Annotated in this window: 13 protein-coding genes and 1 pseudogene; 1 reads left to right on the forward strand and 13 read right to left on the reverse strand. The window is 67.7% G+C overall.

Annotated elements, in window-relative coordinates:
* From ABIB15_RS13660 to ABIB15_RS13685, 6 genes and pseudogenes are all read right to left on the reverse strand, one after another.
* A pseudogene (locus ABIB15_RS13660) lies at positions 1–369 on the reverse strand (hypothetical protein); the annotation flags it as partial.
* A 155-nt stretch (positions 370–524) separates the two neighbouring features.
* Positions 525–1,232 (reverse strand): tRNA (guanosine(37)-N1)-methyltransferase TrmD, encoded by a 708-nt coding sequence (trmD, locus tag ABIB15_RS13665; protein WP_354479711.1) that lies wholly within the window; start codon positions 1,230–1,232, stop codon positions 525–527.
* Positions 1,233–1,241: 9 nt separating this feature from the next.
* Positions 1,242–1,889: a ribosome maturation factor RimM gene (gene rimM, locus ABIB15_RS13670; protein WP_354479812.1), complete on the reverse strand. Its 648-nt coding sequence runs from the start codon at positions 1,887–1,889 to the stop codon at positions 1,242–1,244.
* Entirely contained in the window at positions 1,867–2,103 is a 237-nt protein-coding gene (locus tag ABIB15_RS13675) for an RNA-binding protein (RefSeq protein WP_354479713.1), read from the reverse strand. The genes rimM and ABIB15_RS13675 overlap by 23 nt, the downstream gene beginning before the upstream one ends.
* Positions 2,104–2,106: 3 nt before the next feature.
* Complete coding sequence (gene rpsP, locus ABIB15_RS13680; RefSeq protein ID WP_354479716.1) at positions 2,107–2,571, reverse strand: 30S ribosomal protein S16; 465 nt, start codon at positions 2,569–2,571, stop codon at positions 2,107–2,109.
* A gap of 175 nt (positions 2,572–2,746) precedes the next feature.
* Positions 2,747–3,658, reverse strand: coding sequence for a DMT family transporter (locus tag ABIB15_RS13685; protein ID WP_354479717.1), 912 nt, complete (start codon positions 3,656–3,658; stop codon positions 2,747–2,749).
* A 122-nt stretch (positions 3,659–3,780) separates the two neighbouring features.
* Between ABIB15_RS13685 and ABIB15_RS13690 the strand changes: the two genes are divergently transcribed.
* Positions 3,781–4,914 carry a glutamate--cysteine ligase gene (locus ABIB15_RS13690; RefSeq protein ID WP_354479720.1) on the forward strand — a complete coding sequence of 378 codons (1,134 nt, stop codon included), beginning with the start codon at positions 3,781–3,783 and terminating at the stop codon, positions 4,912–4,914.
* Between the two features lie 109 nt (positions 4,915–5,023).
* On the opposite strand, the gene ABIB15_RS13695 is transcribed toward ABIB15_RS13690, so the two are convergent.
* From ABIB15_RS13695 to ABIB15_RS13725, 7 genes are all read right to left on the reverse strand, one after another.
* Positions 5,024–6,595, reverse strand: coding sequence for a GMC family oxidoreductase (locus tag ABIB15_RS13695; RefSeq protein ID WP_354479723.1), 1,572 nt, complete (start codon positions 6,593–6,595; stop codon positions 5,024–5,026).
* Positions 6,592–8,109 (reverse strand): aldehyde dehydrogenase family protein, encoded by a 1,518-nt coding sequence (locus tag ABIB15_RS13700; RefSeq protein WP_354479725.1) that lies wholly within the window; start codon positions 8,107–8,109, stop codon positions 6,592–6,594. The genes ABIB15_RS13695 and ABIB15_RS13700 overlap by 4 nt, the downstream gene beginning before the upstream one ends.
* A gap of 41 nt (positions 8,110–8,150) precedes the next feature.
* On the reverse strand, positions 8,151–10,238 hold the full coding sequence (gene betT, locus ABIB15_RS13705; protein ID WP_354479727.1) for a choline BCCT transporter BetT: 2,088 nt from the start codon (positions 10,236–10,238) through the stop codon (positions 8,151–8,153).
* Between the two features lie 142 nt (positions 10,239–10,380).
* Positions 10,381–11,202 carry an LLM class F420-dependent oxidoreductase gene (locus ABIB15_RS13710; protein ID WP_354479729.1) on the reverse strand — a complete coding sequence of 274 codons (822 nt, stop codon included), beginning with the start codon at positions 11,200–11,202 and terminating at the stop codon, positions 10,381–10,383.
* Between the two features lie 65 nt (positions 11,203–11,267).
* On the reverse strand, positions 11,268–12,767 hold the full coding sequence (locus tag ABIB15_RS13715) for a carboxyl transferase domain-containing protein (protein WP_354479731.1): 1,500 nt from the start codon (positions 12,765–12,767) through the stop codon (positions 11,268–11,270).
* Complete coding sequence (locus tag ABIB15_RS13720; RefSeq protein ID WP_354479734.1) at positions 12,764–13,975, reverse strand: CaiB/BaiF CoA transferase family protein; 1,212 nt, start codon at positions 13,973–13,975, stop codon at positions 12,764–12,766. The genes ABIB15_RS13715 and ABIB15_RS13720 overlap by 4 nt, the downstream gene beginning before the upstream one ends.
* Positions 13,972–15,333 carry an SLC13 family permease gene (locus ABIB15_RS13725; protein WP_354479737.1) on the reverse strand — a complete coding sequence of 454 codons (1,362 nt, stop codon included), beginning with the start codon at positions 15,331–15,333 and terminating at the stop codon, positions 13,972–13,974. The genes ABIB15_RS13720 and ABIB15_RS13725 overlap by 4 nt, the downstream gene beginning before the upstream one ends.
* Between the last annotated feature and the right edge of the window lie 52 nt (positions 15,334–15,385).

The following is a 15,385-nucleotide window of genomic DNA, read 5'->3' on the forward strand; positions in this document are numbered from 1 at the left end:
CGCCTCCGCGAACGCTGCAGTCTCCGCGAACGCTGCGGCGGCTTCGGTCTCGGCGAGCATCGTGCCGACCTGGACCAGTTTCGCGGCCTCGGCCCTGGTGCTGCCGGAGATCGACTGGATCAACGCCTCCGCACTGACGAACCCGGCACTGATCGCCATTCCCGCATGGCCCAGGGCCCGGTCGGAATGCTTCGCGATCGCCGCCGCGATCCACGCCGCGTAGGTATTCGCGGCCCGGCGCAACGAGGTGACCGAGCGTTGGGCGGCGAACAGCGACGCGTTGTCCAGCGCGGTGAACTCCCCGGCGGACGCCCCGAGCGCGGCGACCGTGTCGGCGGTCTCGCGGAGCGTGTTCGGGAGCTGTTCCATGCCACAATTCTCCCACTTCGAACACACTTTCGAAATGGGAAATGGCTGATGGGGATAAGTATTTGTCCACAGTAGGTGGGGAGGAGAGGTGCCTGTGGAGGAGCAGACGCCGCCGAGAACCGAGCCGCTCCGGTAGAAACCAGCCCGGCCGACCTCTACACAGCCGGCGGAAGCAGATCCGGGCGCACCCGGCGGGTGCGCTCGAGCTGCTGCTCCCGGCGCCATGCCGCGATCGCGCCGTGGTTGCCACTCAGCAGCACCGGGGGCACCTCCAGGCCACGCCAGGCGGCTGGCTTGGTGTAGCTCGGATACTCAAGCAGCCCATCGGAGTGGCTCTCTTCGACGAGGCTCGCGGGGTTGCCGACGACACCGGGGATGAGGCGGCCGATCGCCTCGATCATCGCCATCGTCGCGATCTCGCCGCCGTTGAGCACGTAGTCGCCCATGCTCACCAAACGCACCCGCGCACGGGTGGACGCGTAGTCGACGACGCGCTGGTCGATGCCCTCGTAACGCCCGCATCCGAAGATCAGCTGGCGTTCGGCCGCGAGCTCCTGCGCCGTCGCCTGCGTGAAGAGCTCGCCCGCCGGCGACGGGAAGATGATGACGGGTTCGGCGACGCCGCGCGCCTCGCTGGCATAGAGGATGTTGTCGAGCGCGTCACCCCACGGCTCCGGCCGCATGACCATGCCCGCTCCCCCGCCGTACGGGGTGTCGTCGACTGTGCGGTGGCGGTCGTAGGCGTAGTCGCGCAGATCGTGCACGCCCAGCCCGATACGTCCGGCCTGCCTGGCCTTGCCGAGCAAGGAGACGTCGAGCACCGAGAAGAACTCCGGGAAGATCGTCACGATGTCGATGCGCATTGCTTCCACCTAGAGGGTCGCCTCGGGGGTCTGATCATCCTCGGTCGTCGAGACGTCGTCGGGGAGCTCCACGTCGGGCAGTTCCTCCTCGGGCAGTTCCTCGAAGAGGCCCGGCGGCGGGGTCACCGTCACGACTCCAGCCTTGACATCGACAGCGGGAACGAACGCCTTCACGAACGGGACGAGCACCTCAGCGCCCGACTCGGTCATGACGAGAAGCAGGTCCTGGGCAGGGAAGTGGTCGACGCGGCTCACGACGCCGACCTTGACGCCATCGCGCATGACCGCGAGGCCCACGAGCTGGTGGTCGTACCAGGCATCGTCCTCGGCCGGAGATTCGGCGACGTCCTGGTTGACCCAGAGGATTGCCTTGATGAGCGCCTCGGCCGCTGAGCGGTCGGGCACGTCCTTGAAGAATGCGACAGCGTGGCTGTTGTACCACTTGAGCTCGATGAGCTCGAGGGTCTTCCCGTGCCAGGGCGACGAGGTGGGTACCTGCAACTGGAACACGGATCCCGGAGCGAACCTTCGCTCCGGGTCATCCGTGTACAGCTCGACCTTGATCGCACCTTTGAGCCCGTGCGCCTTTGTGAGGCGCCCGACCCGCAGCTGCGTCTGGCCTGTGGGGGTCTGACTAGAAATCGGTATCCACCACATCGACGCGTACTCGCTTGCCATCGGCGATCGCCGAGACGAGAGTGCGGAGCGCCTTCGCGGTGCGGCCGGCGCGCCCGATCACACGACCGAGGTCCTCGGGGTGCACTCGCACCTCGAGGACGTCGCCGCGCGGGGAGTTTTTCTCTACGACCTGCACGTCGTCAGGGTGATCGACGATCCCCTTGACGAGGTGCTCGAGCGCTCCGGCCAGCATTGGCTACGCCTTGTCGGCGTCGGCCGACGCTGCAGCGTCAGCCTCGGGTGCGGCGGTCTCGTCGGAAGCCTCGGCGGCTTCGGCGACGGGCGCTTCTTCGACCTTCGGGGCGGGAGCTTCGGCCTTGGGCTTGAGCACCGCCTTCTTCTTCTCGTCGACCTGGAAGACGGCCTTCGGCTCCGCGACCTTGACGGTGCTCACGGCGTCCTTGTCGCCCTTGAAGCGGCCCCAGTCACCCGTGAGCTTCAGCAGCGCGGCGACCTGCTCGGTCGGCTGAGCGCCAACGCCGAGCCAGTACTGCACGCGGTCGGACTTGACCTCGATGACCGAGGGCTCCTGCGTGGGGTGGTAGATGCCGATCTCTTCGATGGCACGGCCGTCGCGCTTGGTGCGCGAATCGGCGACGACGATACGGTAGTAAGGAGCGCGGATCTTGCCCATGCGCTTCAAACGAATCTTTACAGCCACAATTCTCCTGAGGTTTCTTGAGTGGTTGAACTGATGGCGTGAGCGTGGGGGCACACTCGACACGAGCTCTGAGGGAATCCTTCGCCGCCTGATTAGAGGGTCGGGCATGCGAGGACTCGACTGACCATTCTGTCAGAGAATCGGCGCGCACGGGAACACGCCGATCAATATGCCGTCAGAGCACGCGCGAGCGGCGCCGCGACAGGGCGACTCCGGTGAGACACACCGCTCCCCCGACGATCGCGGGCACCGTCGGCACCTCTGCGAACACGAAGAACCCGAGCACGATGACGAGCGGCGGAACCACGTAGGTCGAGATGCCGAGCTGGCCCGCCGGCATGCGGGAGAGCGCATAAGCCCAGGTACTGAAGGCGAGCGCGGTGGGCACGGCCCCGAGATAGATCGCGCCGGCGATGGCGGATGCTGGAGCATCGCGCACGTCGGCCGCCATCTGCCCAACGAACGGCAGGCACGCGACCGCGCCAATCGTGCAGCCCAGCCAGGTGACCTGTGCCGCCGGGAGCCGCCGGAGGGCGGGCTTCTGCAACAGCACCCCGATCGAATAGGTGACCGCCGCCGCGAGGCACCAGAGCACCCCCGACCCGTCGCCCAGGCGGCCTCCGCCCGAGCCGAACCCGATCATGAGAACGCCGGCGAACGCGACGCCAGCGCCGATCGCGAGCCACTTGCCGATGCCCTCGCCGAGGAACACCCCCGCGCCGAGCGCAATGAGCACCGGGCCGATGTTGACGATCATCGCGGTCGTCCCCGCGTCGAGGGTCTGCTCGGCGATGTTGAGCGCGACGTTATAGACCCCGAACCAGGCGACGCCGAACCCGGTGATCAACAGCCACTCCCGGCGGGTCGGCGCGACCCAGCGGCGGCCGATGAGCAGGAGACCGAGCAGCAGCGACCCCACAAGGAGCCGCGCGAGCGCAAGTCCCCCGCCCGAGAAGTGCGGGCCGACGCCGCGAATGACGATGAAGGCGCTCGCCCAGGCGAGGATCGTGACGAGGATGGCGAGGAGCACGAGCGGGGGGATGCCGCCGACGGGTCGAACAGGCTGCACGGGCGCTCGGAGGGTCACGGGGCAACGCTATCCGCATCCGCGTCCGGCCCCGCGCAGAAATCGGACACATCGTCCTCGCGCCGGTGCAAGATAGGGAGAGGCGCGCCCGGTAGCGGCGCACCCCTGACGGAGGTGGAACCGTGCAGATCGACTTCGCGAAGTCCGAACGCTCGACGCTCGGCATCGAGTGGGAACTCGCGCTCGTCGACCACGCTAGTGGCGAACTCGCGCCGGCCGCGCCCGAGATCCTCGGAGCGGTCGAGCTGCCCGACGGCCTCGAGAACCCGCACATCACCGCTGAGCTGCTCACCAACACGGTCGAGGTCGTGACGGGGGTTCACCGCACGGTCGCCGATGGGGTCGCGGACTTGTCGCGCACGATCGATGCCGTGCGGGAGGTTGCCGACCCGATGGGAGTCGAGCTGATGTGCGCCGGAACGCACCCGTTCAGCCAGTGGTTCATGCAGCAGGTCACCGACAAGGAGCGCTACCAGACCCTCATCGACCGCACCCAGTGGTGGGGGCGGCAGATGATGATCTGGGGGGTCCACGTTCACGTCGGGATCGAGAACCGCGACAAGATCATGCCGATCATGAACGGACTGCTGAAGTGGCTGCCGCACTTCCAGTCCCTGTCGGCCTCAAGCCCGTTCTTCGCCGGCGAGGCCACCGGCTACGCGTCGAGCCGGGCGATGCTGTTCCAGCAGTTGCCGACCGCTGGGCTGCCGCCGCAATTCGGGGCCTGGGCGAACTACGAGGCCATGGTCGACGACATGCTCCACGTCGGGGTCATCGACCACTACAACGAGCTCCGCTGGGACATCCGCCCCTCCGCCCGTTGGGGAACCCTCGAGATGCGGGTTTCCGACGGCCTCGCGACCACACAGGAAGTCGGGGCGATCGCGGCCCTGACCCAGTGCCTCGTCGAGGAGCTGTCGACGGCACTCGACCGCGGCGAGGAGATTGCGACGATGCCGGCGTGGTTCGTGCGCGAGAACAAGTGGCGCGCCGCGCGCTACGGGCTGGATGCGATCGTGATCGAGGATGCCGCCGGCAACGAGCGTCCGGTGAGGGACGACCTGCGCGATCTCGTCGTGCGCCTCGAACCGGTTGCCGCACGATTGGGCTGCCTCGAGGAGCTCGCCGACGTCACCGTTGTCCTCGAGGGCGGCGCGAGTTACCAGCGCCAGCTCCGCGTCGCCGAAGAGGCAGGCGGCAGCCTGAAGGCCGTCGTCGCCTCCCTCGTGAAGGAACTGCGCGACGGCCTCGGCTAGCGCGGGCCGTTCACGGCCCGCGGCGCCGACTGTGCCTGTTCGTGCCGAGCGTGCCCAAACGAATCGGCACTCTCGGCGCGAAGGAGCACACTCGGCGCGTTCCGTCCCGCTAGTGCGCGACGGAGGCCCGGCGGTCGGCCGCGACGAGATCCGCGCACCGCTCGCCGATCATCATCGTCGTGATGTTGGGGTTCACGGTCGTGAGCTCCGGCATCACCGAGGCGTCGGCGACACGCAGCCCTGTCACGCCCTTGACCCGCAGCTGCGGGTCGAGCGGAGACATCGCGTCGTCGACGGGACCCATCCGCACTGTCCCCGCGGGGTGGTAGACGGTGTTGTGGGTTGCCGTGATGTACGCGGCGATCTGCTCCTCGGTCTGCACCTCGACGCCGGGGTAGAGCTCCTCCCCCGCCCATTCCGACATCGCGCTCTGCCCGACAATCTGCCGTGCCGTACGGATGCCGGCGATCATCACCCGCATGTCGTGCGGGTCGGTGAAGTACCGCGGGTCGACCTTGGGCTTGTCGCGGTAGTCCCGGCTGCGGAGCGTCACCGTTCCGCGCGAGCGGGCGTGGGTGACGTTCGGGGTCAGGCAGAAGCCGTTCTCGGTCGTCGGGTACCCCTGGCGGGCCGTGTGCATGTCAAACGGCACGCTGCCGTAGTGGAACATGAGGTCAGGGCGGTCGAGGCCCTCCTCTGTGGTGGTGAAGATCCCGATCTCCCACCACTGGGTCGAGGTCGTCGGCATCGGCTTCTTGGCTTCCCACTGGATGACGCCCTCCGGGTGGTCCTGAAGGTTCTCGCCGACTCCGGGGGCGTCCACGCGAACGGGGATGCCGTGCTCCCGCAGCTGGTCCGCCGGCCCGATGCCCGACAGCATCAGCAGCTTGGGCGAGTCGATCGCGCCGGCCGAGAGAATGACCTCGATGCGCGCGGTGATCGTGGTGGTCCTGCCGAAGCCCGAGTCGACGACGTCAACGCCGGTGCACCGGTTGTTCGCGTCGAACCGCAACTCTCGGGCACGCATTTCGGTCAGGAGGGTGAAGTTCGCCCGGTCCGCGATCGGGTGGATGTAGGAGACCGATGATGAGGCGCGCGTGCCGTCGGCCTGCCGGTTGATCTGGAAGAAGTTTGCGCCGTTGACCACGGTGTGCCCCGAGTTGAACCGGGTGCGCGGGATACCCGCCTGCTCGCACGCGTCGAGCAGGGCGACGCCGGATGGGTCGGTCGCGGGGATGTTCATGAGGTGCACCGGTCCATCGTGGCCGTGGTGCTCATCCTGGTCTTCGTTGGTCTCGAGCCGCTGATAAAAGGGGAAGCAGCTTGCCGCGTCCCACCCGTCTGCCCCATGCTTCGTGGCCCAGTCGTTGAGGTCTTCCGCCGGCGCCCAGAACGCGATGCAGGAGTTGTGGCTCGAGCATCCGCCCATCACCCGTGCGCGGGAATGACGCATAAACGAGTTGCCGTTGGCCTGCGGCTCGATCGGGTAGTCCCAGTCGTAGCCGGATTCGAGCAGTTCCATCCAGCGGTCGAGGCGCAGGATGGCATCGAGGCCACGGTCGTCGGGACCCGCCTCGATGAGGGCGACCTGCACTGCAGGGTCTTCGCTGAGCCGCGCGGCGACGGCGGCGCCCGCCGAACCGCCGCCGATCACGACATAGTCGAACTCGGTCTGGGTCACTGCTGAGGAGTCGATGGGGTGCCCTTCGTGGCCAGATCGGTTCCGGAGAACCAGCCCGTGACCTGGGGGTTGATGTTCTGGTAGACGTGCTTGGCCTCCTGGTATTCGGCCAGGCCCGTCGGGCCGAGTTCGCGACCGACTCCGGACTGACCGAAGCCGCCCCACTCGGCCTGCGGCAGGTAGGGGTGGTAGTCGTTGATCCAGATCGTTCCGTGACGGAGGCGATTCGCGACGCGCTGGGCACGACCGGCATCCTGCGTCCAGACGGCGCCCGCGAGACCGTACACCGTGTCGTTCGCGATCGCGACGGCCTCGTCTTCGGTCTCGAAGGTCTCGACCGTGACGACGGGCCCGAACGCCTCGTCGACGACGACCGACATCCCGCGCTGCACCTGATCGAGAACGGTCGGGGTGTAGTAGAAGCCCTTCGCGAGTTCTCCCTCGCCCCAGGTGCCGCCACAGCGGAGGCGCGCCCCCTCTGCGACACCCTTCGCGACGTAGGCGGTCACCTTGTCGCGGTGGGCGGCCGAGATGAGCGGTCCGGTCTCGGCATCCGAGTCGAATGGGCCGCCGAGGCGGATGAGGTTGGCACGCCGCACGAGTTCGTCGACGAATCTATCGGCGATGGCCGCATCGACGACCAGTCGCGCACCGGCCGAGCACACCTGGCCGGAGTGCACGAATGCGCCGTTGAGCGCGTTGTCGACGGCCGCGTCGAAGTCGGCGTCGGCGAATATGACGTTGGGGTTCTTGCCGCCGAGCTCGAGCGCGACCTTCTTGACTGTCGCGGCCGCGGAGGCGGCGATGACCTTTCCGGTCTGGAGCCCGCCGGTGAACGAGACCATGTCCACGTCGGGGTGGCTCGACAGGGGCGCCCCCGCGACGGCGCCCGCGCCGAGCACGAGGTTCGCGACGCCGCGCGGGAGTCCCAGGTCGTGCAGAAGCTGAATCATAAGGATCGCTGTGTGGGGTGTCAGCTCGCTCGGCTTGAGGATGAGCGTGTTGCCGGCGGCCAGCGCGGGGGCGATCTTCCATGCCGCCTGGAGAAGCGGGTAGTTCCACGGCGAGATGAGCCCGCAGACGCCGACCGGTTCGTACTGGATGCGGCTCACGACGTCGCTCGTGCCCGCGTCGACGATCCGACCGGCATCCTGCCCCGCAAGCTTGCCGAAATAGGCGAAGCAGGCGGTTATGTCGTCGATGTCGATTTCGCTCTCGATGAGGCGCTTCCCGGTGTCGAGCGTTTCGGCGCGCGCGAATTGGTCCTTCCGTTCGCGCAGCCCCGCCGCGACGCGCAGCAGGAAGTCGCCGCGCTCGGGGGCGGGCAGGGCCGACCAGTCGCCGCGGTCGAACGCAGCGCGCGCGGCGGCGATGGCGGCCTCGACGTCGGCCGTTGTCGCTTCGGACACGAGTCCGACGAGCTCGCCGTCTGCCGGGCAGTGGATCTCACGGGTGCCGCCATCGGCTGAGGCGACCCATTCTCCGTCGATGAAAAGGGTGGATGTAGTGCTCATTGGTGCCTCCGGTGCTGCGTCAATTGTGGATGTGGTGCCACTCAGCCGGCCGTCACTGCCGTGTTTCCCGGTTCCTCGCGGTTGAGGTGCAGGAATTCGAGGTGCGTCTCGTAATGGTCGAGCACATCGGCGATGACCTGTTCTTTGGTGTAGCCGAGGAGGTCGTAGCCGCGGCTGCCCTCGAGGGAGAAGACCTCCATGCGGTAGTACCTGTCTTCGGCCGAAGCGGCCCGCACTGCGAAGGATGGGGTGTCATATCGCACGGGGCGAATCTCGTACTGGAAGCCGCGTTCCTCCCCCATCGACACAAGAAGCTCGATGTGCGGAATCTTGTACTCGTTGACTATTCCCTCGGTGAGGGTGACGTCGGCCCCCTGGGCGACGAGCTCCTCGTGGACCTCTCGCAGGGCCGGGCTGGCGATGTTCGCGACGAAGCGCTCGGCCTGGCGAGCTGTGGGGTAGCTCATCGCCTTCGCTAGTCGCTGGCGCCAGTTTCGTCCGCGGCCGGAGTCCCCCGCGCGACCCGACAGGAGTCCTGGCAGGCTCGACTGGTAGCTCTCGGTGAGGGATTTTTCGACCTTGAGCGCGCGGTAGAGGCCGAGCATGATGAAGATGATGACCACCGAGAACGGCAGCCCCATGATGATCGTCGCGTTCTGCAGTGTCGGAATTCCACCGACGGCGAGCATCGCGAGGGTGAGCGCACCGGTGGTGATCGCCCAGAACAGGCGCAGCCACTTGGGCCCGTCGGTCTCTGTGCCTTTGAGCCTGGAGGTGAAGTTCGACATGACGAGCGCGCCGGAGTCGGCCGACGTCACATAGAACAGCAGCCCGGTGAACGTCGCGATCGCGGCGGTGATCGGGGTTCCGGGGTATTCGGCGAGCAGCGAGTAGAAGGCCCGCTCCGGGGTGTTCATCGCCACCTCGCCGAATTCGGAGTTGCCGCCCATGACGATCTCCAGGGCGCTGTTCCCGAAGATCGAGATCCAGACGAGGATGAAAACGAAGGGAACGACGAGCGTGCCGAGCACGAACTCCCGGATAGTGCGTCCGCGGGAGATCCGGGCGAGGAACAGCCCGACGAACGGCGCCCAGGCGATCCACCAAGCCCAGAAGAACAGCGTCCAGCCGCTCAGCCACGCGTCGGGGCGATCGTAGGCGAAGGTCTCGAGCGTCAGCGCCGGGAATCGACTCAGCATGTCTCCCGTGTTGAGCACGATCGCGTCGAGCAGGAAGCTGGTCGCCCCGGCCACGAGCACGAAGAGCATGAGGCCGATGGCGAGAAGCACGTTGAGCTCGGCGAGCCTACGGATGCCCTTTTCGACACCAGACACGACGGAGATCGCCGCCATCACCACGGCGAGTCCGATGAGTGCGGCTTGGAAGGCAAGGTTCTCGGGCAGTCCGAACATGAAGTTCAGCCCGAAGTTCAGCTGCGCCACTCCGATGCCGAGCGTCGTCGCGATGCCGAAGATCGTGCCCAGCATCGCCGCGATGTCGACGGTGTCGCCGATGGGTCCATGGACTTTCTTCCCGAAGATCGGGTAAAGGGCGGAGCGGATGCTCAACGGCATGTTGTGACGGTAGGCGAAGTACGCGAATGCCAGGCCCATCAGCGCGTAGAGGGCCCACCCGGTGATGCCGTAGTGGAAGAGCGTCCAGACGATCGCCTGCCGCGCTGCCTCGACGGTCTCGCCGGGACCGGTCGGCGGCGCCAAATACTGGGTGACCGGTTCGGCGACGGAGAAGAACATGAGGTCGATGCCGATACCGGCGGCGAAGAGCATCGCGGTCCACGTGAACATGCTGAACTGGGGGCGGGAATGGTCGGGGCCGAGCCGCGTGCGACCCACCCGTGAGAGGGCGGCGACGACGACGAAGACGACGACGAGAGTCACGAGGAGGATGTAGTACCAGCCGAGGTTGGTGGACACCCAGCCGACAAGAGTGCCAATGACGTCGGTCGCGCTGTCGGGTGCCACGATCACCCACAGGAGAATGCCGAGGATACCGATAGACGACCCAAAGAAGACCGGTTTGTTCAGCCGGGTCTTCGTGTCTGCTGCCGGTGTTTGAGGTGAATCTGCCAATCCGGGCGTGCCGGTATCGTCGCGTGTTGCACTACTCATTTCGTCCTTTGGGTGGTTGAAGTGAGATGTCGTCCGACATCGCCTCGAGAGGAGCCCCGGGGGCTAGGAGGCGGCGAACTCACTCCTACTCTACCAACAGCCCCCCTTTAGGGGGCAAGTGCACTGTGGGCGAGACGGTCGATCAGGCCGCGGCGGCGGCGTTCTTCTCGTCGCGCCAGGCGAGCCAGTCGTGCACGGCGGCGAGGTCGTAGTTCGGGCCGCTGAGGCCGAGCGTGAAGAGCGTCGTTCCGAGCGCGAGCAGCTCGTCGGCCGTCGAAGTCGTGCGGTTGCGGAGCTCGTTCGACACCTCGATCGCGGCGAAGTCGCGGCCGACCTCGCCGCACCAGCCCTCGAGCACCCCGAGCTTGTGCTCGAGCGTCGGCACGTCGGCGAAGCTGTGCCAGATGTCGGCGTGCGTCGCAACGATCTTGAGCGTCTTCTTCTCGCCGCCGCCGCCGATCAGAACGGGGATGTCGCGGGTCGGGGGCGGATTGAGCTTGCCCCAGCGGTCCTCGATGACCGGGAGATCGCGGGCGAGGGCGTTGAGCCGCGTGCCCGCGGTGCCGAACTCGAAACCGTACTCGTCGTAGTCGCGCTCGAACCAGCCGGATCCTGTGCCGAAGATGAAGCGGCCGGTCCCCCCTTTGGCGCTGATGTGGTCGATCGTGCGGGCCATATCGGCCTGGAGGTTGGCGTTGCGGTAGCTGTTGCAGTTGACGAGCGCGCCCAGCTCGACGCTGCTGGTCTGCTCGGCGAGCGCCGCGAGCATCGTCCACGACTCGAAGTGCAGCCCGTCGGGCTCACCCGACAGGGGGTAGAAGTGATCCCAGTTGAACAGGATGTCGACCCCGGCGTCCTCGAGAGCCGCGGCGGTGTCGCGGATCACCTCGTAGGGCGCGTGCTGGGGTGCGATCTGCACCCCAATGCGGACGGGACGGGCCTGGGCGGGAGCGGGTGCGGTCATCACCTCAGCCTAGATCGACCGGGCACGCCGCGTCGCGCCGACTGGTGCACCGCGCTGCGGCGCGGTCAGGCCAGGCCCAGCCCCCGATACTTCTCGAGGCGGGCGTCGAGTCGCGCCTGCGGATTCTGGGGCACCAACTGCTGCAGGTAGTACTCGAGCGTGCCGCTGGCGCGCCGGCAGAACGCGGCTGCCTCGGCCTGGGCATCCGGATGCTCCGGCACAATCCAGTCGATGATGCCGTTCGCGAGCAGGGCGGCCGAGCCGACCCCCTGCGCCTCGGCCATCTCCGCGGCGTGCGCGGTGTCCCGGTGCACGATCGCGCTCGCGCCCTCCGGCGGCAGCGGCGAGAGCCAGCCGTGCTCGGCCGCGAGGGTCCGGTCGGCGGGAAGGAGCGCGAGAGCGCCTCCCCCGGTCCCCTCGCCCATGATGAGCGAGACGGTGGGCGTCGGCAACATCACCAGCTCGGCCAGGCACCGGGCAATTTCCCCGGCCAGTCCACCCTCTTCCGCCTCCTTCGACAGCGCGGCTCCTGGCGTATCGATCACGGTGACGAGCGGCAGACCGAGCTCCTGCGACAGTCGCATCCCGCGTCGTGCCTCGCGCAGCGCTGCCGGGCCGAGCGGAGCCTGGGCGCGTTGTGCTCGACGATCCTGACCCATCACGACGCAGGAGGCGCTGCCGAACTGGGCGAGCGCGAGCACCAGACCGGGGTCCTTCTCGCCCTGCCCTGTTCCGTTGAGCGGCAGGACGTTGCGCGCGCCGTGGTGGAGCAGGGCCCGGATTCCGGGCCGGTCACGCCGCCGCGATATAGTGATCGACTCCCATGTCGGAGTAACCTCGCCCGACCACTTCTCCGGCAGCGGCAGCGCAGTCGCGGGCCTCGGCGTCTCGAGAACCGCGAGCACCCGCTCGACGATCTCCGGCAGGTGCTCGGCGGTCACGACCCCGTCGATCAGCCCGTTCCGGAAGAGGTTCTCGGCGGTCTGCACCCCCGCGGGAAACTGCTCTCCGTAGACGGCCTCGTAGACACGCGGGCCGAGAAACCCGACGAGCGCGCCGGGCTCTGCCACCGTGACGTGCCCGAGCGATCCCCAAGAGGCCATCACTCCCCCGGTCGTGGGATGGCGCAGGTAGACGAGATACGGCAGCCGCGCGGCCTTGTGCTTGGAGATCGCCGCGGAGATTTTGACCATCGACAGGAAGGCGAGGGTCCCCTCCTGCATGCGGGTGCCCCCAGAGGCCGGCCCCGCGAGCAGGGGCAGCCCCTCGAGGGTCGCCCGCTCGATCGCCTCGACGAGGCGCTGCGCCGCGGCGATGCCGATCGATCCTGCGAGGAAACGGAACTCGCACGCGATGATCGCGACACGACGCCCGCGGATGCTCCCCTCGCCCGTGACGACGGCCTCGTCGGTTCCCGCCTTCACCCGCGCGGCGGCGAGCGCGGCGGCATATGCCGCATCCGGGCGCACGTCGACTGGCGTTGAGTCCCACGAGACGAACGTGCCGGGGTCGGTGAGCAGTTCGATGAGTTCGGAGGCACTCGGCCTGTGGCGGTCCGTGGTCATTGGTGCCCTTCGTCGAGCCAGGAGCGGATGCTGGCGGCGTGCTGGCCGAGCAGTGGCGGTGCCGAGTGCTCGGTGCGGGTCACCTCGACTTCGTCGGTGCCAGCGGTCTGGAAGAACCGCACGGGCGGTCCAGGCAGGTCGATCGTGCCGAGAGTCTCGTGGTCGACCGAGATCTTGAGCCCCTGCGAGAGGAGCTGGGGCCACTCGTAGACCTCATCGAGCGTGCGCACCTTGCCGGCGGGAATGCCGGCGGCATCCAGCTCGGCCAAGAGCGCCTCCGAGGCGTACGGCGCGAAGGCGGCCTCGACGAGCGCGATCGTCGCCTCGCGGTTCCGCACCCGCCCCTCGTTCGATCCGAGCCCGGCGGGCGACTCGATCCCGAACCTCTCGCACAGCCTCGCCCACAGGCTCTCGTTTCCGACGCTGATCTGAACGAAGCCGCCGTTGCAGGCGAAGAGTCCGTAGGGCGCGATCGACGGGTGGTGGTTTCCCTGGGCGTGCGGCACCTCGTGAGCCACGGTGGCCCTGGTGCCCTGGAACGCGTGGACACCGACCACTGACGCCAGCAGTGATGTTCGCACGATCTGGCCCCTGCCCGTCGCCTGGCGCTCGAACAGCGCGGCGACGGTGCCGAACGCGCCGTACATGCCCGAGAGCAGGTCGGCAATGGGCACTCCGACCCGCTGCACGTTGTCGGGGCCGGAGCCGGTGAGCGACATCAGTCCGGCCTCGCCCTGGATGATCTGGTCGTAGCCGGCCCGGCTGGCCTCCGGCCCGTCGTGGCCGAACCCGGTGATCGAGAGGATCACGAGCGCCGGATTGATCTCGTGCAGTTCGGAGGTGGAGAACCCGAGGCGCGCCATCACGCCGGCGCGGAAATTCTCGACGACGACATCCGCCCGGCGGACAAGCTCCCGCAGGGTCTGCTTGCCCTCCTCCGACTTGAGGTCGAGGGAGAGCGACTCCTTGTTCCGGTTGCAGGACAGGAAGTACGTCGACTGCGGGTCGTCCTCCGGGCCGACGAACGGCGGGCCCCACCCTCGCGTGTCATCGCCGCCGGCGGGGCTCTCGACCTTGATCACCCGGGCGCCGAGGTCGCCGAGCATCATCGCCGCGTGCGGGCCGGCGAGCGCGCGGCTCAGGTCGACGACGAGGATGCCGCTGAGGGGGCCACCGGCAGGGCCCGCCGTACGCGCTCCGGCGCTCACAGCCAGCCGGGAACGACGAAGACGAGCCAGGCCAGCAGGGGTCCGGCGAGCACGACCACCCCACTGTAGCTCAGGATCTGCTTGTAGAAACGGTCCTTTTCGCCCTCGGGAGCGTTGGCGAGCACGAGCGCGCCGTTGGTGGAGAAGGGCGAGACGTCGACGATTGTGGCCGAGACCGCCAGGGCGCAGATGACCCCGATCGCGCCGATGTTGCCGTCCATGAGGAAGGGCACGGCGAGCGGGATGAGCACGGCGATGATCGCTGTGGACGAGGCGAAGGCCGACACGACGGCGCCGATGTAGCAGATGAGCAGCGCGACGACGAGCGGCATCCCGATCGCGGCGACCCCGTTGGAGACGTACTCGATGGTGCCGGCGGTCTGCAGCACGCCGACGAAGGTCAGCATTCCGCAGACCAGGAGCACGGTCGACCAGCTGATCTTGTTGACCGCACCCTTCTGGGCCTGCGGCGAGACGAGCGCGAGGAGCACGGCGATCGTGATCGACACGAAGCCCACATCGACCTTGAACCCAAGGGCGACGACGCCGAGTGTGACGAGCCCGATCACGGTGAGCACCTGCGCGGTGAGATCCTTGCGCGACGTGACGACCTTCGCCTGGACGGCGACACCGCCGGCGGGGTCACGCGGCCCGTACATGCCGGAGCCGAAGCCCTTGAAATCCACGTCGTCACCGCGCGCCTTGGCGCTGCGCGAGTCGGCAACCTCTCCCTCGAAGTCGCCCGCCTTGGCGCCGAGGAGCTTGCTGCCGCCGAAGACGAAGAACAGCACGATGGCGATAAGCAGGTTGAACCCGAGGCTCGCGAGGAACACAGCGGTGGGGCTCTGCTCGAGCGGGGTGTCGGCCATGATCGTGTTGACCGTGACGCCGTACACGGCGATGGGCGAGAACCCGCCAGCCTGGGCTCCGTGGATCACCATCATGCCCATCATGAGGGTGTTGATGCGGTACTTCGCCGCGAAGCCGAGCGCGATCGGCGCGATGATCGCGACGGCCGCGGGCGACAGGGCGCCCATCGCCGTGATGAGAGCGGTCACGACGAACATGACCCAGGGGATGAGGGCGATGCGTCCGCGCACGAGCCGCACGGCGCCGCGCACGAGGAGGTCGATCGTGCCGTTGTTCTGCGCGATGGCGAAGAGGTAGGTGACGCCGACGATGGTGAGGAACAGGCTGCCGGGGAAGCCGCCGAGAATGTCGGCTGCCTCCATGCCGACCGCGAGCGTCCCGACGAGGAACGCGGCGACAAAGGCCAGGGCGCCCATGTTGACGGGGAATACCGTGGCGACGATGAACATCACCGCCAGGGCGATGATCGAGATGATTTCCGGGGACATCGAACTCCTCCTTGAGTTGATGGTCGTTCCGCGAGGAACGAGATGGTGAGAC

Source organism: Marisediminicola sp. UYEF4, from assembly GCF_040546025.1.
Taxonomy (GTDB): Bacteria; Actinomycetota; Actinomycetes; order Actinomycetales; family Microbacteriaceae; genus Marisediminicola.

Excerpts from the sequence above, each read along its gene's own strand:
- trmD (WP_354479711.1), bottom strand. The coding sequence starts at position 1,232 with ATGCGCATCGACATCGTGACGATCTTCCCGGAGTTCTTCTCGGTGCTC.
- rimM (WP_354479812.1), bottom strand. The coding sequence starts at position 1,889 with ATGTGGTGGATACCGATTTCTAGTCAGACCCCCACAGGCCAGACGCAG.
- ABIB15_RS13675 (WP_354479713.1), bottom strand. The coding sequence starts at position 2,103 with ATGCTGGCCGGAGCGCTCGAGCACCTCGTCAAGGGGATCGTCGATCAC.
- ABIB15_RS13700 (WP_354479725.1), bottom strand. The coding sequence starts at position 8,109 with ATGAGCACTACATCCACCCTTTTCATCGACGGAGAATGGGTCGCCTCA.
- betT (WP_354479727.1), bottom strand. The coding sequence starts at position 10,238 with ATGAGTAGTGCAACACGCGACGATACCGGCACGCCCGGATTGGCAGAT.
- ABIB15_RS13710 (WP_354479729.1), bottom strand. The coding sequence starts at position 11,202 with ATGACCGCACCCGCTCCCGCCCAGGCCCGTCCCGTCCGCATTGGGGTG.
- ABIB15_RS13715 (WP_354479731.1), bottom strand. The coding sequence starts at position 12,767 with ATGACCACGGACCGCCACAGGCCGAGTGCCTCCGAACTCATCGAACTG.
- ABIB15_RS13725 (WP_354479737.1), bottom strand. The coding sequence starts at position 15,333 with ATGTCCCCGGAAATCATCTCGATCATCGCCCTGGCGGTGATGTTCATC.